The 25,360-nt window shown below is 39.7% G+C and carries 19 protein-coding genes and 1 riboswitch; of the genes, 12 read left to right on the top strand and 7 right to left on the bottom strand.

Annotated features, from left to right (window positions below; translation table 11 throughout):
* Positions 1-200 precede the first annotated feature (200 nt).
* The 5 genes from gmhB to H4J70_RS19205 form a co-directional block, all read right to left on the bottom strand.
* Positions 201-737: a D-glycero-beta-D-manno-heptose 1,7-bisphosphate 7-phosphatase gene (gmhB, locus tag H4J70_RS19225; protein WP_182217466.1), complete on the bottom strand. Its 537-nt coding sequence runs from the start codon at positions 735-737 to the stop codon at positions 201-203.
* A gap of 165 nt (positions 738-902) precedes the next feature.
* A complete protein-coding gene (locus H4J70_RS19220) occupies positions 903-1,664 on the bottom strand; it encodes an SDR family oxidoreductase (RefSeq protein WP_182217464.1) in 762 nt (253 codons plus the stop codon).
* A 19-nt stretch (positions 1,665-1,683) separates the two neighbouring features.
* Positions 1,684-2,790, bottom strand: a complete 1,107-nt coding sequence (locus H4J70_RS19215; protein WP_182251716.1) for an enoyl-CoA hydratase/isomerase family protein — start codon at positions 2,788-2,790, stop codon at positions 1,684-1,686.
* Between the two features lie 49 nt (positions 2,791-2,839).
* Positions 2,840-3,883, bottom strand: a complete 1,044-nt coding sequence (locus H4J70_RS19210) for an oxidoreductase (protein ID WP_182244837.1) — start codon at positions 3,881-3,883, stop codon at positions 2,840-2,842.
* Between the two features lie 113 nt (positions 3,884-3,996).
* On the bottom strand, positions 3,997-7,377 hold the full coding sequence (locus tag H4J70_RS19205; RefSeq protein ID WP_182217459.1) for a methylmalonyl-CoA mutase family protein: 3,381 nt from the start codon (positions 7,375-7,377) through the stop codon (positions 3,997-3,999).
* 192 nt (positions 7,378-7,569) lie between these two features.
* Between H4J70_RS19205 and H4J70_RS19200 the strand changes: the two genes are divergently transcribed.
* Complete coding sequence (locus H4J70_RS19200; protein WP_182217457.1) at positions 7,570-8,493, top strand: AraC family transcriptional regulator; 924 nt, start codon at positions 7,570-7,572, stop codon at positions 8,491-8,493.
* Between the two features lie 305 nt (positions 8,494-8,798).
* Positions 8,799-10,595 carry a DNA helicase RecQ gene (gene recQ / locus H4J70_RS19195; protein WP_182251715.1) on the top strand — a complete coding sequence of 599 codons (1,797 nt, stop codon included), beginning with the start codon at positions 8,799-8,801 and terminating at the stop codon, positions 10,593-10,595.
* 139 nt (positions 10,596-10,734) lie between these two features.
* On the opposite strand, the gene H4J70_RS19190 is transcribed toward recQ, so the two are convergent.
* Positions 10,735-11,919, bottom strand: a complete 1,185-nt coding sequence (locus H4J70_RS19190; RefSeq protein ID WP_182217453.1) for an acetyl-CoA C-acyltransferase — start codon at positions 11,917-11,919, stop codon at positions 10,735-10,737.
* Between the two features lie 251 nt (positions 11,920-12,170).
* On the opposite strand from H4J70_RS19190, the gene H4J70_RS19185 reads away from it, so the two are divergent.
* The 10 genes from H4J70_RS19185 (at position 12,171) to H4J70_RS19140 (ending at position 22,902) form a co-directional block, all read left to right on the top strand.
* Positions 12,171-12,572: a MerR family DNA-binding transcriptional regulator gene (locus tag H4J70_RS19185; RefSeq protein ID WP_070376356.1), complete on the top strand. Its 402-nt coding sequence runs from the start codon at positions 12,171-12,173 to the stop codon at positions 12,570-12,572.
* A 39-nt stretch (positions 12,573-12,611) separates the two neighbouring features.
* Complete coding sequence (locus H4J70_RS19180) at positions 12,612-13,781, top strand: isovaleryl-CoA dehydrogenase (protein ID WP_182217451.1); 1,170 nt, start codon at positions 12,612-12,614, stop codon at positions 13,779-13,781.
* Positions 13,782-13,904: 123 nt separating this feature from the next.
* On the top strand, positions 13,905-15,512 hold the full coding sequence (locus H4J70_RS19175) for a carboxyl transferase domain-containing protein (protein WP_182217449.1): 1,608 nt from the start codon (positions 13,905-13,907) through the stop codon (positions 15,510-15,512).
* Between the two features lie 11 nt (positions 15,513-15,523).
* Positions 15,524-16,348: an enoyl-CoA hydratase/isomerase family protein gene (locus H4J70_RS19170; RefSeq protein WP_182217447.1), complete on the top strand. Its 825-nt coding sequence runs from the start codon at positions 15,524-15,526 to the stop codon at positions 16,346-16,348.
* Positions 16,349-16,382: 34 nt separating this feature from the next.
* Positions 16,383-18,407, top strand: a complete 2,025-nt coding sequence (locus tag H4J70_RS19165; protein WP_070377225.1) for an acetyl/propionyl/methylcrotonyl-CoA carboxylase subunit alpha — start codon at positions 16,383-16,385, stop codon at positions 18,405-18,407.
* Entirely contained in the window at positions 18,407-19,324 is a 918-nt protein-coding gene (locus tag H4J70_RS19160) for a hydroxymethylglutaryl-CoA lyase (RefSeq protein WP_182251714.1), read from the top strand. Before H4J70_RS19165 ends, H4J70_RS19160 begins: the two co-directional genes overlap by 1 nt.
* A gap of 68 nt (positions 19,325-19,392) precedes the next feature.
* Positions 19,393-20,100 (top strand): CoA transferase subunit A, encoded by a 708-nt coding sequence (locus tag H4J70_RS19155; RefSeq protein WP_182217443.1) that lies wholly within the window; start codon positions 19,393-19,395, stop codon positions 20,098-20,100.
* A gap of 20 nt (positions 20,101-20,120) precedes the next feature.
* Positions 20,121-20,777: a 3-oxoacid CoA-transferase subunit B gene (locus H4J70_RS19150; RefSeq protein WP_182217441.1), complete on the top strand. Its 657-nt coding sequence runs from the start codon at positions 20,121-20,123 to the stop codon at positions 20,775-20,777.
* A 249-nt stretch (positions 20,778-21,026) separates the two neighbouring features.
* Positions 21,027-21,126, top strand: a riboswitch (cyclic di-GMP riboswitch).
* 63 nt (positions 21,127-21,189) lie between these two features.
* Complete coding sequence (locus H4J70_RS19145) at positions 21,190-21,549, top strand: DUF3718 domain-containing protein (protein ID WP_070376350.1); 360 nt, start codon at positions 21,190-21,192, stop codon at positions 21,547-21,549.
* Between the two features lie 198 nt (positions 21,550-21,747).
* A complete protein-coding gene (locus tag H4J70_RS19140) occupies positions 21,748-22,902 on the top strand; it encodes a patatin-like phospholipase family protein (RefSeq protein ID WP_182251713.1) in 1,155 nt (384 codons plus the stop codon).
* A 398-nt stretch (positions 22,903-23,300) separates the two neighbouring features.
* Here H4J70_RS19140 and H4J70_RS19135 read toward each other — a convergent pair whose 3' ends face one another.
* Positions 23,301-25,268 (bottom strand): monovalent cation:proton antiporter family protein, encoded by a 1,968-nt coding sequence (locus H4J70_RS19135; protein WP_182222802.1) that lies wholly within the window; start codon positions 25,266-25,268, stop codon positions 23,301-23,303.
* Positions 25,269-25,360: the final 92 nt, after the last annotated feature.

Below are 25,360 nucleotides of genomic sequence, written 5' to 3'. Positions count from 1 at the left end.
TTCAAACCTTATCTATAAAACGTTAAGTTAACTACTTTACTCTAAAGTGATGTAGATAACTTATCAAAACAGCTCTTTCGTGGTTCGTTTTGACTGAACCCCTTGGAACTGGAGCGCATTCTAGAGATTTCTCGCTGGGCGTCAACCCTTTTTTGTAATAACTTTGAAATAAATGTTTGTTCGCTTATTTATCGAACAATTTAGCTAATATACGCGCTAGCTTCGCTAATTTTATTGATACGGTCTGCTTTAATCGCCTCATTATCGCTATATTGATCAACAAGCAATATCCTACTTTTTATACCAGCACGCTCAGCAGCCTGCATATCTGATACTTTATCACCAATAAAAATACTCTTTGCCAAATCAATGTCATGCTTTTTAGCAGCTGATAAAATCATACCAGGTTCTGGTTTTCTACAATCACAGGCCACCTTGTATTCACCAACGCCTTTATCTGGATGATGAGGGCAATGATAGACATCTGCAATTACGATCCCTTTCGATTTAAATTGCTTTACCATCCACAGAGTCAGTTGATTAAATTGCTCAACAGTATATTTGCCTCTAGCAATACCCGATTGGTTAGTAATGACAAATATTTCATAACCTTTATTGTGCGCATCCAAACAAACAGTAAAGATATCTTCGACAAATTCAAATGCTTCTTTTTTATAAACGTAACCATGGTCAACATTGATAATGCCGTCCCTGTCTAAAAACAGTGCTTTTTTCATAGTTAATTTCTTTTGACTCAGCGGCTAATGATAGGTTTTTTGATAGATTAATTAAGCCATCGCTCTTAAATATTTTGCTGCACGAATTAACAAATGATTTGCAGTATAGATATCTAAGAACGACATTTTGCTCAATATCTGCTGTTAATAAACAGCAGATATTTGTTACATGCAAAGACCGCCATCAATTTCTACGACACGGCCGGTAAAAAACTCATTTTCAAAAATATACTTTACGGTGTGAGCAATTTCATCTGCTTCACCTAAGCGGCCAACAGGTTTCATTTTTTCTAAACGGTCGCGCATTTCTGGTTTCATCGCATCAGTCATTGCGGTGCGAATAACACCAGGGGCAATAGCACCAACGCGAATACCATGACGCCCTAACTCGCGCGCCCAAGTAACGGTCATCGCGACAACACCCGCTTTAGATGCAGCATAATTGGTTTGTCCCATATTACCGGCTCTTGCGATGGACGACATATTAATAATGACACCTTTACGTTTACCTTCAATCATGTGAACAGCAGCTTCGCGACCACATAAGAAAACACCCGTTAAATTAACATCGATGACTGATTGAAACTGATCCAATGACATTTTCTTAGCAACGACTCCATCTTTAGCTTTAACGAACATACCGTCACGTAAAATGCCGGCATTGTTAATTAAGCCGTCGATACCTGAAAAATCATCATTAATCTGGCTAAAAATAGCTTCTACTTCACTTTCATTGGTGACGTTGGCTAAATAATACTTTGCCGATGAACCTGCTGCTTCAATAAGTTTTACTGTTTCTTGTAGTAACGTTTCATTTAAATCGATTAACGCTAATTTAGCACCATTCGTTGCTAAGCTAATAGCCATAGAACGTCCTAGGCCTTGTCCACCGCCGGTGATGACGATAACTTTATCATTCAAATCCATTATTTTTCCTTTATCTCTATTATATTTGTTCGTTGATAGCGCTAAAAAACCAATCAACTAATTTATGGTCAACATCACTAATATTTGAAAAAGCCCAATTTGGATTTTTGTCTTTATCGACTAATAATGCCCTAATACCTTCGCGAGCTTCAGTATACTGACAACAACGAAGGATTAAATTTAACTCTGAAGTAAAACATTCACTCAAACTTAACGTTTTAGTCGTTTGTAACTGCCTATATATAATACAAGCACTCAATGGGCTACCCGCCAGTAATTTGTTTTTTGCCTTATTCAGCCAATTATTGTCTGTTTGTACATTTAAAATCGCTGTGTGTATATCAGCAATATTATCGAAAGCTAATAATTTTGCTATAGCCACTTCATTGTTTTTTACCTCATTGGGTAAATGGTGTTCAAAACGGTTCGAAAACTCGGTCAATGCTTGCTTTAGCAGAGAGTTATTTCGATCATTGTCTTGCCAGTCAACTGTTAGTAAGTGATCAAAAACACCATTTTTAGATGAACTATCAATAATATAATCCGACAAGCCAAGATAATTAGCATCTACGGCATTAAACACAGCACCGGTGATCCCTAAAAACAAACCAAGATCTTCTGGTGTTTTATTTAAAAACCAACTCGACCCTACATCAGGAAATAGCCCTATTGATACTTCTGGCATTGCCATCAAAGTGCGCTCTGTGGTTACACGATGACTAGCACCAGCAAATAAACCTATGCCGCCGCCCATGATATAACCATCTCCCCAGATCATAATGGGTTTATTAAAATTATGAATTAATTGGTCAAGTACATATTCTTCACTAAAAAATTCATTAGCGAAGCCTGATGTAATGACATCATCATCTATTGGTGTGTCTAGTTCGTGTAAATAGTGATACAGGCTAACAACATCTCCACCAGCACAAAACGCTTTTTCACCCGCGCCCTGTAAAATAACCATCGCGATATTGTCATCTTGCTGCCAAGACGACAGTTTTTTGGTTAACAGCTTAATCATCGAAAGATTTAATGCATTAAGCGATTTAGGCGCATTAAGTTCTGCTATAGCTATCAGTTTATTATTATTACTGCTTAACTCTTTAAATATCACATCTGTCATTTAATTTAGCTCCGATTTTTTACGGGTTAATGTTCTCTTTGATAGCTATTTAAAGACTAGCATCAATCGCTACGACAGTTCGTCCGGTAACCGTGCCATCGACGTAAGCGTCAAATGCATTCCCTAAGTCTCGAAATTCAATGGTCGTAGGAGAAATCAGATCAAGTTTTGTTGGTTTTAAATCTGTTGCTAATCTTTTCCATCCTTGCGTGCGCACTGAAAGTGGCATTTCGACTGAGTTAATACCAAGTAGGCTCACGCCTCTTAATATAAAGGGCATAACAGTGGTCTCTAATTTGAAGCCACCGGCTAAACCAATTGAAGCAATATTTCCCCAAACATGAGTGGTGCGTGTTAACCAAGCTAACGTTTCACCGCCAACACTATCGACCGCCCCACCCCACTGTGCATTTTCTAGCGGTTTGCTGCCCATTTCAATATCATGACGACTAATAAGCTTAACCGCACCGAGCGCTTTTAAATAATCTTCTTGTTCTGTTTTACCCGTAAAAGCAATCACTTCATAACCAATATTTGACAGCATATTAATAGCAAAACTACCAACACCACCGGTAGCGCCAGTGACGACAATAGGACCTCGCTCTGGAATTTGACCATTATCTTCCATACGCTGAATAGCAAGAGCGGCAGTATATCCTGCGGTACCGAGTGCCATCGCATCACGTAAACTCATGCCTGTTGGCAATGCCACGACTGAATCTGCTTTTACCCGCGCATACTCACTGTAACCACCATCATAGAGTTCAGATAATTGTGCGCCGCAAACCAGCACTTTATCGCCGGCTTCAAACCTGTCATCAACAGAGCTAACCACAACACCCGACAAATCAATACCGCCTACTAAGGGATAAGTACGTAAGATTCTTCCTTTCCCTGTGGCAGCTAGAGCATCTTTATAATTAATGTCTGAATAGGCGACTTTAATAACCACTTCACCTGCGGTTAAATCATCAATACCAACTTGCTCAAACCCACTGGTGATTTTTTTCTTATCACCCTCTTGTATTTGATGAATACGAAAAGCCGTAAATTTTTCTGGTACTTGCCTTAACTCCGTGATCAACGTTGACATAATTATTCCTATTCAATTATCTAAATAAAGGTGTATGAAGAATTAACATCAAAGCATAAGTAGTGCACAGGCACTACTTTACTCTAATCTAATAAACTGACTATCTACTAGTGTTACATATTGCGACGATATTGACCGCCTGCTTCAAATAACGAACTAACAATTTGCCCTAAAGAACAAACCTTACAAGCATCCATCATTAATTCAAAAATATTTTCATGATTAATGGCGGCTGTTTGTAAACGCTTAAGTAAGACTTCTACTTCTGCTGCATTAGCTTTGTTTAAACTCGCTAACATATCAATTTGATAAGTTTTTTCTTCTTCGGTAGCGCGAATAACTTCTTCAGGCACAATCGTTGGCGAGCCCGTTGAACTAAGGAAAGTATTTACACCTATAATAGGATATTCACCTGAGTGCTTTAAATGCTCGTAATACATACTTTCTTCTTGAATTTTACCACGCTGATACATAGTTTCCATGGCACCAAGTACACCACCACGTTCGTTAATACGATCAAATTCAGTTAATACCGCATCTTCAACTAAGTCAGTTAACTCTTCAATAATGAACGCGCCTTGAATAGGGTTTTCATTTTTAGAAAGTCCTAATTCACGGTTGATGATTAATTGAATCGCCATCGCACGACGAACACTGTCTTCGGTAGGCGTAGTAATAGCTTCATCATAAGCATTAGTATGCAAAGAGTTACAGTTATCGTTTATCGCATAAAGTGCTTGTAATGTGGTACGAATATCATTGAAATCAATTTCTTGAGCATGCAATGAACGACCTGATGTTTGAATATGATATTTCAACATTTGTGCACGAGCATTGGCACCATATTTATTCTTCATCGCTTTTGACCAAATACGACGAGCCACTCGGCCAATGACAGCGTATTCTGGGTCGATACCGTTTGAGAAGAAAAACGATAAGTTAGGACCAAATTCATTAATGTCCATACCGCGGCTTAAGTAATATTCAACAAAAGTAAAACCGTTTGCCAACGTTAACGCCAATTGAGTGATCGGATTCGCACCAGCTTCTGCTATATGATAGCCAGAAATAGACACTGAATAGAAATTACGCACACCTTTTTCAATAAAGTACTCTTGCACATCACCCATTAAACGTAGGGCAAATTCAGTGGAGAAAATACAGGTATTTTGCGCTTGATCTTCTTTTAAAATATCGGCTTGTACCGTGCCACGCACTAGCGTTAAGGTTTTAGCTTTTATCGCTTGATATACCGCTGGAGGTAAAACTTGATCGCCAGTAACACCAATTAACATCAAACCTAAACCGTCGTTGCCATCGGGTAATTCACCTTGATAGCTTGGACGTTCACAGCCTTTGTCTTTATAAATTTTAGCTATGGTTGCGGCTACTTCTTTTTCCAAACCATTTTCGGTAATAAAACGCTCACATTGTTGATCGATAGCGGTATTCAAGAAAAAACCTAACAACATCGGCGCAGGGCCATTAATGGTCATGGAAACTGACGTCATCGCATGGGCTAAGTCAAAACCAGAATACAGTTTCTTGGCATCATCTAAACAACAAATAGAAACGCCGGCATTACCTATTTTTCCATAAATATCAGGACGAATAGCTGGATCGTTACCGTATAGGGTCACTGAATCAAATGCTGTTGATAAGCGTTTAGCCGGCATACCTTTTGAAACATAATGAAAACGACGGTTGGTTCTTTCTGGGCCGCCTTCACCCGCGAACATACGTGTTGGGTCTTCGCCTTCACGCTTAAAGGGGAATAAACCAGCGGTATACGGAAATTCACCCGGTACATTTTCTTGTAAGTTCCACTTTAAGATATCGCCCCACCCCTGATATTTAGGCATACTAATTTTAGGGATATCGCTACCAGAAAGTGATTTTGAATGAGTGGCTATCGACAGTTCTTTGTCTCGTACTTTAAATTTAAATTCAGGGTCTTTATAACGCTGAACTTTAGTCGCCCATTGCTCGAGTAATAATTTGTTTTTAGGGTCTAAGTCTAATTCGACTTGAGTATAAAGCGCTTCAAGTTGCGTCACTAAATCAGCAGAAACCACCGTTTCAGTGTCTTTTGCCGTTTCAATCGCCTGATGAATACCATAAAGTTTTTGTGCAACCGTTGTTTGTTTTTCAACCCAAGCATCATAACCGCGATTACTTTCTGATATTTCAGATAAATAACGAATACGATTACCTGGGATCACGCTACTTTTATTGGCTAATGTGCCTTCGGTAGAGAGAATATCGCCAACAATTAAGCCCGCTTTAGTGTTTAATGCTGTGATCACCGCATTATATAATTCGGTCATACCACGGTCGTTAAATTGTGAAGCTATCGTGCCGTAAACGGGTACTTCATCATCACCGGCTTCAAACATGCCACGGTTACGTTTATATTGTTTTTTCACGTCACGCAAGGCATCTAAAGCGCCCCGTTTATCAAATTTATTGAGCGCAATAATATCAGCAAAATCGAGCATATCGATTTTTTCTAATTGTGTTGCCGCGCCGTACTCTGGCGTCATCACATATAAAGAAACATCGGAATGTTCTTCAATTTCGGTATCTGATTGACCAATACCCGAAGTTTCTAGAATAATTAAGTCGAAATCGGTCGCTTTTAAAATTTCTAAAGTGTCATTAACATAAACAGACAATGCCAAATTTGACTGACGTGTGGCTAACGAACGCATGTAAACGCGATCATTGTTTACCGCATTCATACGAATTCGGTCACCGAGTAATGCACCACCGGTTTTACGCTTAGACGGGTCAACCGAAACAATGGCAATTTTGCTGTCTGCTGTTGCCATTAAAAAGCGGCGAATTAATTCATCAACTAGCGAAGATTTACCTGCACCACCGGTACCGGTAATACCTAATACCGGTGTTTTACTTGCTGAAGCAATTTTACGAATTTTCTCTAAATCGGCTTTATTTTCTTTTGGCGCATTTTCAGCCGCTGAAATTAAACGCGCAATCGCTTGTTTGTCATTTTTCTTTAAATTAGCAACATCGTCTTTTTTAACATTGACGCCAGTTTTAAAATCACAGCGCTCTAACATGTCATCAATCATGCCTAATAAACCCAGTGCACGGCCGTCATCAGGAGAATAAATACGGGTAATACCATAATCTTGTAGCATTTTAATTTCGTCAGGTAGTATCACGCCACCGCCGCCGCCAACGATACGAATATGTTCACAACCTCGTTCTTTAAGTAAGTCGTACATATATTTAAAATATTCGTTATGCCCACCTTGATAAGAAGTCATCGCAATAGCATTAGCATCTTCTTGAATCGCGGTATTAACCACTTCTTCAACACTGCGGTCATGGCCCAAATGAATAACTTCAGCACCACTTGATTGTAAAATTCGGCGCATAATATTAATCGCAGCATCGTGCCCATCAAAAAGTGATGCGGCAGTGACAATTCTAATTTTATTCTTGAGTTGGTATCTTTCAGTTGTCATTTTGAATTCTCTTTTATTAACTTACTCACCATTATAGGTGTAATATTTGTAGGTGTAATTTTTGGTGCTGAATTGCTATTTAAATTTTTTATTAATAATATTAAATCATAAAGAAAATGGTATTAACATTGATTTTATTGCTAATTTGATGGACTATCTTGTTATGGAATAAAAACGCGTAGCTTATTAATTATGCTTCAACAATCAAAGTCAGCAAAGCCGATAAAAACAGCAACTATCATTGATGATATTCGTTTACTTATTCCCGTTTTTTTATTGAAAAAATTGCAAGTTCATCCGCTAACCTCCAGTCTTTATCCATTATCGCTTGGGAAGCATTCAGATATTTCTTATCAAATAAATAAAAAAAACAGTGACCATCACAGCTTACTTTATTGTCAATCAACTAGCGCAACTCTAGACTATAAAAACAAAGTTAGAGAAGTTAAATCGGGCGATCTTGTTATTATACCAGCCAATGCGAGTTTTAAATTTACCGCCATTAACAGAGAAAATAACAGTGAAATTAAAAACAAGTCAGGAAAAGTCTATTGGTTAAATTTTAAAGGCGATCTCGCCAGTAATTTTGCCGAACGTTTATTAATGAAAATGGATGATGGCCTCGCACACGTCGGGAATGTAGATGAAGTGATCCGAGATTTTGACAATTTATTAGCGCTAGGTCGCCGCGGCTATACCGCTACTAATGTTATTCACGCGGTACATATTTTACAGCAAACCTTAAGCTTTTTAGCATTACAGTTGCGTTTAACTGACTTTAATAAAAGTTCTACTTTTGATATTGATGCGGTCGAACGTTTAATGCGCAATAATCTTCATCAAGAATTGAGTTTGGATACATTAGCGCATTACAGCCAGCTATCTAAATTTCATTTTTCAAAGAAGTTTAAAGAACTCACCGATACATCACCAATACAGCACTTTATTAATATGAAAATTCAACGCGCCTGCTCTGAGCTTGATAATAGCTCACAGACTATTAAAGATATTAGTGAGGGCTTGGGATATAGCGACCCTTACTATTTTTCACGCCTGTTTAAAAAATCGCTAGGAATGTCACCAAAGCAATATCGTGACTCTCGTCACAGTGCTTAAAAAAATAACTAGCAGTACGAGTATTAGCAATTTATTTAGCCAATAGCTAACTGTTGACCACAATAGCAAAGCGTTAACTATAGTAGTCTAATTTTACTCACCTTCATTTATAACGGCGTTGATGATACCTTTATCATATAATTGCTCGTTAAAAGTAAATAATCATTGCCTGCTATACTCAAGGTTACGCGATAACATCATCTATACTTAACTTTTAACCCGCTATTTAATACTCACCACTTAATATCACTTAATCTATGCTATTTAATTTCACTGACTTGTCTAGCGTTAAAAAGGAAATCAATATGGATATCAATACGGCAAAATCGGTTTTACAAAATACCTTTGGTTACGCTGACTTTCGACATCAACAAGCGAAAATAATTAGTGAATTAATCAGTGGCGCAGATGTTTTTACGCTTATGCCAACCGGTGGTGGAAAGTCACTATGCTATCAAATACCAGCGATAGTCCGTGATGGCGTAGGCATAGTGGTGTCGCCACTAATAGCGTTAATGAAAGATCAAGTTGATGCGCTAAAACTACAAGGCGTAAAAGCAGAGTTTTTAAATTCGTCGCAGGACCATGAAGAACAAAATCGTGTCGAGCAGCTAATAAGATCAGGCAATGTCGACTTATTGTACGTTGCGCCAGAGCGACTATTGAGTGATTATTTTCTAAACCTTATTGATAATATTACCATTGCACTCTTTGCCTTTGATGAAGCACATTGTGTTTCACAATGGGGTCACGATTTCAGACCTGAATACCAACAACTGTCCATTATCAGCCAGCGATATCCCCACACGCCTAAAATTGCCTTAACAGCGACAGCGGATATGAAAACGCGAGATGAAATTGTTCAAGTATTAAATTTAACGGCTGCTAAAATCTTTGTTCATAGTTTTGACAGACCCAATATTCAGTATCGGATCAGTGAACAAAAAAATAACAAAGAACAGCTCCTTAAATTTATCAATACCGAACATAACAATGATGCCGGTATCGTTTATTGTCTTTCAAGAAAATCTGTTGAGGCCACAGCTCAATGGCTGAGTGAACAAGGAAAAGTTGCTTTGCCTTATCATGCAGGTTTGGCCAATAATATTAAAGATAGCAATCAACAACGTTTTCTCAGAGAAGACGGCATCATAATCGTTGCCACCATTGCCTTTGGTATGGGTATTGATAAGCCCGATGTTAGGTTTGTTGCCCATTTAAATTTGCCTAAAAGTATTGAGGCCTACTACCAAGAAACTGGCCGAGCAGGCCGTGATGGTATGCCCGCCAATACTTGGTTAGCGTATGGCATGCAAGATGTTATTAAGCTAAAACAAATGACAAGTCAAAGTACTGGTAATGAACAGTTCAAGTTTATAACTCAACGTAAAATTGATGCCCTGCTTGGTTATTGCGAAGTGTGCTCTTGCCGCCGGCAAGTATTACTCAATTATTTTGGTGAAACGTTAGCTGAGCCTTGTGGAAATTGTGATAACTGTTTGAATCCACCCATAACATGGGATGGCACTGCTGCCGCTAGAAAAGCACTTTCAACGGTTTATCGAACGGGCCAAAGATTTGGTGTAGGCCATCAAATTGATGTCTTGTTAGGTAAGCAAACCCCTAAAGTTATTCAGGTCAATCACCAACAACTTTCTACCTATGGTATTGGTAAAGAGCATAAAGCAGAGGAATGGCAAACTGTGTTTAGGCAACTCATTTCAATGGGATATTTAGCCGTAGAAATGGAATATGGCGCTTTAAAACTTACTGAAAAATCTCGACCTTTATTAAAAGGCGAACTGACCATACAACTCAAGGTAAGAGAATACGGTAAGGCAAAGCTTGCGCGAAAATCAAAACAACCTAATGCCAGCAATTTATCAACACAAGAAGAAACCGTATTTGAAAAGCTCAAGCAACAAAGAGCATTATGGGCAAAAGAGAGAAATGTACCATCATTCGTTATTTTTCATGACGCTACCTTAATGGATATAGCCAAAGCTAATCCCAAAAACTCAGCGCAACTATTAAACGTTAATGGTATAGGTAAAACAAAACTTGAGCTTTATGGTGAAAAAATTATCGCACTACTCCACTAGCTAAAACCCTTGTCTTTGTTCAAAATACGTCTGTGCAATCAATTGAGCATTAATAAAAAAGCCGCAATGACTTAACATAGCGGCTTTAAAAATTTAATTTTTATCAGCATTACCTGAAAATAACAGCGAACTTAATGGTCTAAAACATTTCAACCGCAATCGCTGTAGCTTCACCACCACCAATACAAAGAGAGGCTAAACCTTTTGATAAACCTTTGTTTTTCAATGCATGGATTAGCGTTACCATAATACGAGCACCACTAGCACCTAAAGGATGACCCAGTGCACAAGCGCCACCATTGACATTCACTTTTTCAACATCTAAGGCTAACTCTTTAATCGCTAACATGGTAACCATGGCAAATGCTTCATTAATTTCCCATAGATCAACATCTGCAGCCGTCCAGTTTGCTTTTGCTAAAACTTTATTCATTGCGCCAACGGGTGCTACCGTAAACTCTTCAGGTTTTTGTGCATGCGTTGCATGAGCAACAATTTTACATAAAGGGCGTAGACCACGTTTTTCTGCTTCTGACTGTTTCATCATCACTAATGCCGCAGCACCATCTGAAATAGAGCTAGAGTTTGCAGCCGTAATAGTCCCGTCTCTTTTAAAAGCGGCACGTAATGAAGGTATTTTATCAGGGCGGGCATTACCCGGCTGTTCATCTATTGCAAAGACAGAGTCGCCACGACGAGATTTAATCGTTACTGGCGATATTTCATTTTCGAAAGCACCGGCAGCAATCGCTGCATTGGCACGTGCTAATGAGCGAATAGCATATTCATCCATGTCTTCACGAGTAAACCCAGCATCATCGGCAGTTTCTTGTGCGAAACACCCCATAGCTATACCATCATAGGCATTTTCTAAACCATCAGTCATCATATGATCAAGAATTTGACCATGTCCCATTTTTATACCACTGCGACCTTTAGGTAAAAGGTGCGGTGCATTAGTCATGCTTTCCATACCACCGGCAACAGCAACATTAATAGAGCCAGCCATCAGTGAATCATGTGCTTGCATTGCAGCTTTCATTCCAGAGCCACAGACTTTATTAATGGTGGTACAAACTGTTGATAATGCCAAATCAGCCGCCAAAGCTGCTTGACGAGCAGGCGCTTGTTTTAAACCTGCAGGCAATACACACCCCATGATTACTTCATCAACTTGATCGTTAGCAATATTTGCCGCAGCAAGTGCGCCGCGTATAGCCGTTGCGCCTAAGTCAGGTGAAGTTACAGCAGATAATCCGCCCATAAAACCACCCATAGGGGTTCTAGACGCTGAAACAATAACAATAGGATCTGTAGTAGACATGAAAGCTCTCCGAGATAAAAATAAAAAGGGATAAATTAATGATTAACACCATAACTTATATTTGACGTTTACGCCAACGTAAACTTTAATAGTAAGGACACAATTATAGCCAATTTATATAGTAACGATTTTAACTGAGCGGGTAAATTATTGACGGGATATTTATTAGCAGCTTGATGAAAAAAGCTCTTACTTTACGTTAACGTAAACTTCCTGTAAGGTGAGTGCATAACATAAATGTAGAGTTTTTCATGGCAGAATTAAAAGCACGGACTTTTTCAATCAGCGATCTTTCTAAAGAGTTCGATATTACGACTCGCAGTATTCGTTTTTACGAAGATCAAGGCTTGCTTGCCCCGACTCGCAAAGGACAAACTCGAATTTATAACCAAAGAGATAAAGTTCGACTAAAGTTAATTTTACGCGGTAAACGCTTGGGGTTTTCATTAGCCGAAACAGGTCGCATCTTTGAATTATACGATTTAGACAATACCAGCGCCAGCCAATTAAAACTGATGATGGATATTATTGAACAAAAAAAATCAGACTTACATCAACAACTCGACGATATAAAAGTGGTGTTGATGGAATTAACAAATTTAGAAGAAAGCTGTTTAGCTACTTTATCAGCTATCGACAATACAAAAACCTAACGCATAACTTTACGTAGCTAACTAAGCTAAGGAAATAACATGATTTCTACTTTTTCATCATTAAACTTTAATCTAGGCGAAACCGTTGAGATGATCCGCGAGTCAGTTAACGCTTTCTCTCGTGACGAAATTGCTCCACGTGCCGCACAAATAGATATTGATAACGAATTCCCAAATGATTTATGGCGCAAATTTGGTGATTTAGGCTTATTAGGCATGACCGTTGACGAAGAATATGGCGGTTCAGGCTTAGGCTATTTAGAACATATGGTGGCAATGCAAGAAATTTCACGTGCGTCTGCTTCTGTTGGTCTAAGTTACGGTGCTATGTCTAACCTTTGTTTAAATCAATTAAACAAAAACGGTTCGCATGAACAAAAAGCTAAATATTTACCAAAACTTTGTAGCGGTGAGCATATTGGCGCATTAGCGATGAGTGAACCTAATGCAGGTTCTGATGTAGTCAGCATGAAATTGCGCGCCGACAAAAAAGGCGACAAGTATATTTTAAATGGCAACAAAATGTGGATCACCAATGGTCCTGATGCCAACGTTTATGTTATTTACGCAAAGACTGATACTTCAGCGGGTTCAAAAGGCATTACTGCTTTTATCGTTGAGCGTGATTACCCAGGTTTTTCTCGTCATCAAAAATTAGACAAATTAGGTATGCGCGGTTCAAACACCTGTGAATTAGTTTTCCAAGACTGTGAAGTACCAGCAGAAAACATTTTAGGTGAAGAAGGTAAAGGCGTTCGAGTCTTAATGTCTGGCCTTGATTACGAGCGTATCGTATTAACCGGTGGACCTTTAGGTATTATGGATGCGTGTATGGACTTAGTTGTTCCTTATATTCATGACCGCAAACAGTTCGGTCAATCCATTGGTGAGTTCCAATTGATCCAAGGTAAAATTGCCGATATGTACACCCAAATGAATGCGGCTAAATCTTATGCTTATTTATGTGCACAAGCGGCCGACAGAGGTGAAACCACACGTAAAGATGCGGCCGGTGTTATCTTAGTTGCTGCAGAACTTGCGACAAAAATGGCCTTAGATGCTATTCAATTACTTGGCGGAAATGGTTACATCAATGAATTTCCAGCAGGTCGTTTGTTACGTGATGCTAAATTATATGAAATTGGCGCAGGTACTTCAGAAATTCGTCGTATGCTAATAGGTCGAGAGTTATTCGCCGAGTCTATATAAGGTTATAACTTGCTACAGCCTCTCGATTTAGAGAGGCTGATGAGAGCCACACTGCTCTTGTTTAGCGCGTAACATTAAAGCTAATGTTCTTACTGATAAAATTCCATAATAAAGGCAAATATCGTGGCTAAAATAATTTCAAAAATCAATGTACGCAGCCCAGAATTCATTGAAAACGCTGCTCATATGCAAGTTCAAGTAGACGATTTAAAAGTAAAGCTTGAGCAAATAAAATTAGGTGGCGGACAGCGCAGCCGTGATCGTCATTTATCTCGCGGTAAATTATTACCACGCGATCGCGTTAATGCCCTACTTGATGCTGGCTCACCATTTTTAGAATTATCTCAACTAGCCGCTTATGAAGTTTATGAAGCAGATGTTCCCGCTGCTGGTATTATCACCGGCATTGGCCGAGTTGGTGGACAAGAGTGTGTTATTGTCGCTAACGACGCTACCGTAAAAGGCGGAACCTATTTTCCGCTAACGGTAAAAAAACATCTTCGCGCACAAACGATTGCCCAAGAAAACAACTTACCCTGTATTTATTTAGTCGACTCTGGTGGCGCTAACTTGCCTAACCAAGACGAGGTTTTCCCTGATAGAGAACACTTTGGTCGCATATTCTTTAATCAAGCAAATATGTCAGCACAAGCCATACCGCAAATTGCTGTTGTTATGGGCTCTTGTACTGCAGGTGGCGCTTATGTACCCGCAATGGCCGATGAATCTATTATTGTTAAAGAACAAGGCACTATATTTTTAGCTGGACCGCCGTTAGTTAAAGCCGCGACTGGCGAAGTCGTTAGTGCTGAAGACTTAGGTGGCGCAGACATACATTGTCGTACCTCTGGTGTCGCCGATCATTACGCACAAAATGATCATCACGCTTTAGAAATTGCCCGCAGTATCGTTGGTAATTTAAATCGTGTTAAACCGGTAACCATGAATATTCAACCTATTGTTGAGCCCGCTTACGACGCACAAGAAATATACGGTGTGGTACCCAAAGATGCCCGCCAACCTTTTGATATTCGTGAAATTATCGCCCGTGTCGTTGATGGTAGTAATTTTGATGAATTTAAAGCCCTTTATGGCACGACTTTAGTCTGTGGTTTTGCACGGATATTTGGCTACCCCGTAGGCATTATCGCCAATAACGGCATTCTCTTTGGCGAATCAGCTCAAAAAGGTGCTCATTTTATTGAATTATGTGCACAACGAAAAATTCCTTTAGTCTTCTTACAAAACATCACCGGATTTATGGTCGGTAAGCAATACGAAGCAGGCGGTATAGCTAAGCATGGTGCAAAAATGGTCACCGCCGTTGCCACGGCACAAGTCCCCAAATTTACCGTGCTAATTGGTGGTAGTTTCGGCGCAGGTAACTATGGTATGTGTGGTCGTGCTTACGATCCACGCTTCTTATTTATGTGGCCAAATGCCCGTATTTCAGTGATGGGCGGTGAACAAGCGGCTGGCGTTTTAGCACAAGTTAAACGTGACCAAAAAGACAAACTCGGTGAACCGTGGAGCGAGCAAGAAGAAGCTGACTTTAAACAACCGATTATTGATACTTATGAGCATCAAGGCCACCCTTACTATGCTTCAGCTCGCTTATGGGATGATGGTATTATTGACCCTGCTGATACTCGTCAAATATTAGGTTTAGCCATTTCTGCTTCGTTGAATAAACCTATTGAGGATACCAAATTTGGTATCTTTAGAATGTAGGGCTGAACAAGATGACACCATTAAAAGAGATCAATACCGGTCAAGTATTATTTAACGTAGACCGTTACGGGGTAGCAACAGTTACCTTAAATAATCCTGACAAGCACAATGCTTTTGACGACAAAATTATCGCCCAATTAACGATGATATTTATCGAAATAGCCCAACGCGACGATATTCACCTGATGATACTCGCATCGACTGGCAAAAGTTTTTCTGCTGGGGCTGACTTAGCGTGGATGAAGCGCATGGCCAGTTACTCATATGAAGAAAACTTACGTGATGCTAACGCGCTTGCTCAGATGTTACATGCACTTAATTTTCTACCGCAAACCACTATTGCACAAATACAAGGTGCTGCTTTTGGCGGCGCAGTGGGTTTAGCCAGTTGTTGTGACATTGTTATCGCCAGCAATAAAGCCAGCTTTTGTCTCAGTGAAGTTAAATTAGGTTTAATTCCTGCGACCATCAGCCCTTATGTCGTCAATGCTATTGGCCAAAAAGCCAGTCGTCGATACTTTCAAACGGCAGAACGTTTCTTTGCAGACAAAGCGCAACAGTTAGGCTTAGTTGATGAGATTGTTTCGTTAGAAGCGTTAGAAAGCACCGTTATTGATATGGTGAGTACAATATTGAGCAACGGCCCGAAAGCCGTTCGTCAAGCAAAACAACTTGCTTTAGATGTCGCTTATCAAGAAATTAATCTTGAATTACTTAGCATGACCAGTGAACGCATCGCATCAATTCGCGTTTCTGCAGAAGGCCAAGAAGGCTTAACTGCTTTTTTTGAAAAACGACCAGCAAGCTGGCAAAAAGAACCGACGAGTGAAGGATAAAAACATGTCTCAACTAACAACTAAAACAGCTAAAATGTTTACTAAAATTCTTATTGCCAACCGTGGTGAAATCGCCTGTCGCGTAATTAAAACTGCTCGTAAAATGGGTATTTTAACCGTTGCCGTATATTCTGATGCTGATGCTGACTCGCTTCATGTCAACATGGCTGATGAAGCCATTTACCTTGGTCCATCGCCCTCTCGCGAAAGCTATTTATTATCAGAGAAAGTGATTGAAGCAGCAAAACGTACTGGCGCTCAAGCCATTCACCCTGGTTATGGTTTTCTCTCAGAAAATGCTGACTTTTGTCGTCGATGTAGCGATGAAAACATCGTTTTTATTGGTCCGCCCGTTGCGGCCATTGAAGCGATGGGGTCAAAGTCTGCCGCTAAAAACATTATGGAAAAAGCCAATGTTCCCTTAGTCCCTGGTTATCATGGTGATGATCAATCCGAAGCCATCATTAAAAAAGCGGCTGACGATATGGGCTATCCGGTATTGTTAAAAGCTACCGCCGGTGGTGGTGGTAAAGGCATGCGACAAGTGTGGAGCGAAGCTGAGTTTAGTGAAGGTTTTGCTGCCGCTAAACGTGAAGCAATGTCATCCTTTGGTGATGATAGAATGCTGGTTGAAAAGTATCTAACACAACCTCGCCATGTTGAAATTCAAGTATTTTGTGATAATCATCAACATGCCGTTTACTTATTTGAACGTGATTGTTCAGTGCAACGCCGTCATCAAAAAGTTATTGAAGAAGCGCCAGCCTTTAAAATGAGTGAAAAGCTACGTAAAGCGATGGGCGAATCTGCGATAAAATCTGCCCAGGCTATTGGTTATCAAGGCGCAGGCACGGTAGAATTTTTACTGGATGTTGACGGTTCATTCTACTTTATGGAAATGAACACTCGCTTACAAGTAGAGCACCCGGTGACTGAAATGATCAGTGGCCAAGATCTAGTCGAATGGCAATTAAGAGTTGCTGCTGGTGAAGTTTTACCAAAAACACAAGAACAGTTAGTCATTAATGGCCACTCTTTTGAAGCGCGAATTTACGCTGAAGACCCAAATAATGATTTTTTACCCGCAACGGGCACGCTAGATTTTTTACAACCGCCAGCAGAAAGCGCACATGTTCGTGTTGATACCGGTGTTCGTCAAGGTGATGAGGTGAGTGTATTTTACGATCCTATGATAGCCAAGCTAATTGTCTGGGATGAAAATCGTGAAAAAGCACTGCAACGCTTAACAAAAGCCTTGTCGGAATATCGTATTAAAGGTGTTACCACCAATATTGATTTTCTTTATAACTTAGCGACATCAAAACCGTTTATTAATGAAGAAATAGATACCAGCTTTATCGAGAAATACGACAGTGAAATATTTCATGATAACAAACAAGCGTTAGCCGACGAATTACCGATGGCAGCTTTGTATTTAGTGCTTTCACTGGCTGAACAAGCGAAACAAAAAGCAGCAACGACCAAAGATCCTTTTTCTCCTTGGAATAATACCTCGGCGTGGCGCTCTAACGAAGCGCATAATCACCGAGTAGTTCTTGCTCATAATGATATTGAATATCCAGTGACTGTTGAACAGAAACGTCAAGGTAATCGTAGTTACTATTTAATTTCAGTTGCAGGACGAACAGTTGATTGCCAAGGTCGAATTGCCGGTGACACACTCCATGTCAGTATTGATGGCTATCGCAGTCAAGCCACTATCGCCCACAACATTGACAGTTCAGGTGATCAAATTAGCTTATATCGTCAAAATGGCGTTTTTAACTTTATTCATATTAAACCTGATTGTGGTGACAACAATGCTGATGATAATCATGGCGGCCTATTAGCACCGATGAACGGTACTATGGTCAGCGTGTTAGTCAAAGCCGGCGATAGTGTGACTAAGGACCAACCCTTAATGATCATGGAAGCGATGAAAATGGAGCACACCATTCGAGCACCTGAAGACGGTACCATTGATACCTTATTCTACGCCGAAGGTGACATGGTTGATGGCGGCAGCGAATTACTTGCTTTTACGCCACAGGAATCATAATGAGCTCCCTTGCTAATAATACCTTACCTAAAAAAGTAAAAATCGTTGAGGTTGGCCCGCGTGATGGCCTACAAAATGAAAAACAACAAATCAGTGCCGAAGATAAAATTGCCTTAATTAATCTGCTCAGTGATGCCGGAGTCACTTACATTGAGAGTGGCAGCTTTGTTTCTCCGAAATGGGTGCCTCAAATGGCAACATCGGCTGATGTTTTCAATGGAATAGCACGTAAAAAAGGGGTCACTTACGCTGCCCTCACGCCAAATATGAAAGGTTTTGAAGCGGCTGTAGCGGTTAATGCCAGCGAAGTTGCCATTTTTGGCGCGGCCTCTGAAGCGTTTAGTCAAAAAAACATTAACTGTTCAATTGCTGAAAGCCTTGAGCGATTTGAACCGATAATGGCTGCAGCCAAAAAATTAAACATTCCGGTACGTGGCTATGTTTCTTGTGTTGTCGGTTGTCCTTACGAGGGTGAAGTATCACCAGAAAAAGTGGCTGAAGTGGCTGAAAAACTTTACCAAATGGGCTGTTATGAAATATCGCTTGGCGATACGGTTGGTGTAGGCACACCTGTTAATGTACAGAAGATGTTACAAGCGGTTAGTGCCCGTGTACCTAAGGCTAAACTAGCGGTTCATTTTCATGATACCTATGGTCAGGCGTTAACTAACATTTACACCGCTTTACAAAATGGTATTGCCGTTATTGATAGTGCCATTGCTGGATCGGGTGGTTGCCCTTATGCTAAGGGCGCTTCAGGTAATGTTGCCACTGAAGATGTGGTTTATTTACTCAATGGTTTAGGTATTAATAGCGGTATTAATTTAGATAAGTTAGTCCATGCCGGTTGGTTTATCAGTGATAAATTAGGTAAAACCCCGGCATCTAAAGTTTCTAATGCTTACCGTGCACAGTAATAAATATAATAATAAATGACGATGTATGATAAATACTCCATAGAAATAAATGTAATGAGGATTAAATAATGGCCGGATTTGACAAAGTAGTAGCAAGCTATGAAGAAGCGATGGCAGGACTTGAAGACGGCATGACCGTTATCTCGGGTGGCTTTGGTTTATGTGGTATCCCAGAAAACCTAATTAGTGAAATAAAGCGCAAAGGCACTAAAGCATTAACGATGGTTTCAAATAACTGTGGTGTCGATGATTTCGGTTTAGGTGTGTTACTGCAAGACCGTCAAATCAAAAAAATTGTTGCATCATATGTTGGTGAAAACGCTGAATTTGAACGCCAAATGATGAATGGCGAATTAGAAGTAGAACTCACACCACAAGGCACTTTAGCTGAAAAAATGCGAGCTGGTGGTGCTGGTATACCCGCTTTTTTTACGGCAACAGGTTATGGAACACCGGTAGCAGAAGGTAAAGAAGAGCGTGAAATAGACGGTAGAATGTATATCCTTGAGCCCGCAATTAAAGGCGACTTTGCCATTGTTAAAGCCTGGAAAGCCGACCGTTACGGTAATTTGGTTTTTAGAAAAACAGCACGTAACTTTAATCCTATGGCAGCAACGGCAGGAAAAATTACCGTCGTTGAAGTTGAAGAGATAGTTGAACCTGGCGAGCTAGACCCAGACCAAATCCATACACCAGGTATCTATGTTAATCGATTGATTTTAGGTACATTTGAAAAACGCATTGAACAACGAACTGTTCGTACTGCTCAGTCATAAATAATTCCGGAGACTAAACAATGGCTTTAACAAGAGAACAGCTAGCACAACGTGTAGCACAAGAATTACAAGACGGTTATTACGTTAACCTAGGTATAGGTATTCCAACGTTAGTCGCTAACTATATTCCTGCGGGAATAGAAGTGATGCTTCAATCTGAAAATGGTTTACTTGGCATGGGACAGTTTCCCACCGAAGACGAAATTGATGCAGATTTAATTAATGCCGGTAAACAAACGGTCACGATGGCAAAAGGTGCCTCTATCTTTGATAGTGCCGAGTCATTCGCAATGATACGTGGCGGACATGTCGACTTAACCGTACTAGGTGCCTTTGAGGTCGATGTAAACGGTAACATTGCTTCATATATGATTCCAGGCAAGCTGATTAAAGGTATGGGCGGTGCTATGGATTTAGTTGCGGGTGCTGACAATATTATTGTTACTATGACTCACGCTTCTAAACATGGTGTTTCAAAACTTTTATCTAACTGCACTTTACCGTTAACAGGTAAGGGTTGTATTAAAAGAGTACTAACTGATTTAGCCTTTATCGAAATTAAAGATGGCAAGTTTCATTTATTAGAGCGAGCGCCAGGGGTCAGTATTGAGGAAATAATAAAACTCACTGAAGGTGAATTAATTGTTCCTGAACATGTCCCTGAAATGAAATTTTAATAACCTAGCGGCATATTAATCATACGATTAAATAAAAAAAGAGCTTCAGCTCTTTTTTTTTACCCTATATTTTAACATTACATTAAAGTTCACTTAACGGTTCTAATAGTCAATCATTCGATTAAGCACATGTTCTATTTGAAAAAAAATTGATAAAAGTGTTTTCTTTATTAAATTTCTTTACGCGTGTCATTAGCGTATTACACATTTTTCTTGCATTTATAGGCTCAATTCGCAATACTAAAAGAGACAAAGAAAAGGCAAAACACGTGAAATCGTGTTACGCAAAACCACCGGTCTAAGGGATTTATGTTTTATATATAAATTCTATGACAGCGGAGTCACCTCGTTATACAAGGTACATCCCGTGGTTTTTTCCTTTACTAACTAAATTAATTACAAGGTTATTAAAATGAAAAAATTATTACTAGCTTCTACCATCACTATTTTAACATTAACGTCTGTTGTATCGGCGCCGAAAGCACAAGCTGCTGACATCGCTCAAAGCGTTTGCCAGTATGTAGCTGCAGACGACAAGAAACGCATGCGTTCGTTCTTAAAAACGAATAGATTAAAAATTCGCACTATCTTTCATGGTATTGAGTGTAATGGACAGAATCTGTTGGCGTTTGCATCGTCTAATGGTTCAGTTAAAACAGGTTCTTTGATGATTTCAAAGTTACCAAAGAAAGTTGTTTCTGAAAACTTAGCTATTTTGCAAACCGGATCGCAACCATTGATAGACGCAGCTAACGAACGCGTTAGCAGCTAAACTTATTTTTTAGTAGATGTTATTTGTTCAATCAAGTGTACTGTTTTACTAGATAATAATTCTATGTCATTTTAAAAAGCCTGCTTCTGCAGGCTTTTTTTTGCCTTAGTCATTTCAATCTATTTTTTGACTCGTTAAGCTAGCACCAGGTTAAAAAACTGATTACACTTAAGTTATACGAAGAAGACTGCGATATACATGTTGAATAAAAGAAGTTATAAAGACAGTAAGAATGCTTTAGTACTTACTGGCGGTGGCGCTCGAGCGGCTTATCAAGTAGGTGTGCTTTCTGCCATATCAAAATTTGTCCCTAGAAATCATGGCATCCCCTTTCCCATTATATGTGGCACCTCTGCTGGTGCTATAAATACCACAGCGCTAGCTTGTTATTCTTCATGCTTTCATTTGGGGGTAAAAAAATTAGAATGGGTTTGGAAGAATATTAATACCAGTCGAATATACCATAGTGATGGTATACGGGTTTTCTCACATTTGGCGAAAGGTATACTGGCAAGTTTCCAAGCAGATTATGCCAATAAAAGTGCCCGTAGTTTACTAAACAACGCGCCACTTCGTGACTTACTGAATATGGTGGTCGACTTTAAACGTATCGACACCAATATTTTACGTGGCTATTTATCTGCAGTTTCTATTACTGCATCAAGTTACAGTAATGGCGATTCAATTAGTTTTTATCAATCTGATGAGTCTATTTCTCCTTGGTTTCGCGCTAAACGTCGTGGTGAGCCTTGCCAAATTAATAGTGAGCACTTAATGGCTTCTGCCGCTATTCCCCTTGTGTTTCCTTCAATCAAAATTCGCCAAGAGCATTATGGTGATGGGTCTATACATCAACTTTCACCGTTAAGCCCTGCGATACACTTAGGTGGAGAAAATTTGTTTATTGTTGGTGTTGATCAACCTAAAGCACCACTTCATAGTAAAGTGAATAATCCTCATCCTCCGACAACCTCTACTGTTGCCGGTCATTTACTTGATACTATTTTCTCAGATACATTACACAGCGATATTGAACGTCTAGAACGAATTAATGAAACAATAAAACTTATACCACCAGAACTTAGAAAAGAAAAAGATGGTTTAAAACCGATATCATCATTTCTCCTTAATCCCAGTCATGACTTTAATGCCATGGCCGTAGAGTATTTTTCAGACCTACCACTATCGATACGTTTATTATTACGCAGCGTAGGTATCTCTAATGACTCTGAATCAAGTATTGTTAGTTATTTATTATTTGAAAAAAATTATTGTCGGCAGTTAATTAAACTGGGATTTGAAGATGCTATGGAGCAAGAGACTGCGATTAGAAAATTTTTATCTCTTGAATAGCGATCCATTGCTAAAGTAATAAAGTAAACGCCTTGTTGAACAAGGCGTTTATTGGCTTAGTACACTGCGGACAACCAAGAAAAAATTCCCCCTCTCTTGGATGAAATGTCCTGCTCGTTATACTCATCTAGACCTAACAACACTGCGGACAACCAAGAAATAAGTTACCCCTCTCTTGGATAAAATGTCCTGCTCGTTATACTAATCTAGACCTAACAACACTGCGGACATCCAAGAAAAAGTTACCCTCTCTTGGATGAAATGTCCTGCTCGTTATACTCATCTAGACCTAACAACACTGCGGCAATCAAGAAAAAACTCCCCCCTCTCTTGGATGAAATGTCCTGCTCGTTATACTCATCTAGACCTAACAACACTGCGGACAGTCAAAGGAAAAGCTAAACCCCCTTTTGAACAAAGCGCTCTGCTCGTTCTACTCGTCGAGGCTTGCCGCGTACAATCAGGGTATCCTGAGCTTGAAGAATAGTGGCTTCATCGGGTTGCTCTGATTCAATATTGTTACGGCGAAGCGCAACCACCGTGACCCGTTTTGCCGATAAATTCAGTGACGCTATAGAATGCCCATTAGCATAAGAGTTTTCCGTTAATATAATCCCATTAGCGAATTCAATGCGATCCATAGCTTCAGGACTCATGTCAGTATGCTCCCCCTGAAAAAACCCATGCAAATGGCTGTAGTGGTCTTTACGTTCTTTTTGTACACGGCGAATTATACGAGAGAAAGGCACTCCGGTTAAAGATAACACTTGAGAGACCAGCATTAAGCTGCCCTCTAAACTCTCTGGTACCACTTGATTAGCACCCGCTTCTTGCAATGCTTGTAGTTGATCGTCATTTCGAGTGCGGACAAGGATAGGAACATCGGGTGATAATGATCTGACTTTTTGAATAACCTCAAGTGATTGTTTGTCTTCACCAAAAGCAATAACAACAAGCTTAGCTTGCGATAAGTGAGCCGCCTGTAGTAATTCAGTTTGTCTTGATGAGCCAAAAAGCACATTTTCTCCTGCTTCACGCGCTTTTGTTGCCCTAAGTGGGTCAATATCGATAGCAACAAACTTAATCGATTCTTGCTTTAAAAAGCGACTCACCGTTTGGCCAATTCGACCAAAACCACAAATAATGACATGGTCACTTAACTCTGTTTGCTCGGGAAGTTCAGCTAAATGATCGGTATCTATGGGCTTTTCGTTACTCAACATCAACGACCAACGACGAGCATTGTTAATCATATAAGGTGTTATCGCCATACTCAATACACCTGCGCCTAACAAGATAGAAGCCGTTTCAACCGGTAACAATTTAACCTGATTGGCTAAAGCAATAAGCACAAAGCCAAATTCACCCATCTGTGCCAACATAATACCTGCAGCCCAAGCATCTTTAGCCGCTTCCCCGGCACGTTTTGCTAAAAAGGCGATAATGAGTATTTTAACCACCATAAAGCTGACCATAACGCCGATAATAACCAATGGTGAGGAATAAACGATGCCGATGTCGAGTTTCATACCGACCGTTACAAAAAATAAACCTAGCAAGATATCACGATAAGGCCGAATATCGGCTTCAAGCTGATACTTGTACTGGCTTTCACCTAACATCATACCTGCGAGAAAAGCCCCTAAAGCCATAGATAAGCCAAACCATTGCGTCAATGATGATGCGACTAAGGTAACTAATAAGGTTGTTAAAACAAATAATTCATCGGTTCTAACTTGCGCCACTAAATTAAATAAACGTGGCAGCAACCATTTACCGGCAAACATTAACAAGGTAACGACAAAGACGCCTTTAACTAGAGCAATCAGTAGCTCAACAACCATTGAACTATCAGACTCCTGGGCAAACATCGGGATGATAATTAATAAGGGAACAACGGCTACATCCTGAAAAAGTAAGATAGCAACAGAGAGCTGCCCAGACTTTCTTTTCATTGCGCCCGTTTCACTCAATTGCCGAATAACGATGGCTGTTGAAGAAAGCGCTATAATACCACCAATAATCAAAGCACTAGCAAATGTCTGACCAAACAACAAAGCAATGCCCATAAAAAAAGCTAGCGAAATACCTACTTGAAGACTACCGACCGCTAAGACCAGATGGCGCATGGCGATTAATTTAGGTAATGAAAATTCTAAGCCTAGGGTAAAAAGTAAAAAGACGATACCTAACTCAGCAAAGTGATCGTAATCCACTTGGTCTTGAACCAAAGATAAACCATGATCACCAACCAGCATACCTGCCACTAAGTAGGCTAAAATTGCCGGTAAGTGTAAACGGCGAAATAACCAAACAATAAGTACAGCACTTGATAGAATAGCTAAGAGTTCAAAATGACCTGTCACAAAAAATCCTTATTATATCATTCGCATCGGTATTAAATTTATAAAAATAGAGTGAGCACTACTGAGTCTAAAGCAATTATCGGTAGTTTGAC

Source organism: Colwellia sp. BRX8-9, from assembly GCF_014077245.1.
Taxonomy (GTDB): domain Bacteria; phylum Pseudomonadota; class Gammaproteobacteria; order Enterobacterales; family Alteromonadaceae; genus Colwellia_A.
Note: the sequence above shows the minus strand (reverse complement) of the source record. Positions and strands in the feature narration are given on the sequence as shown.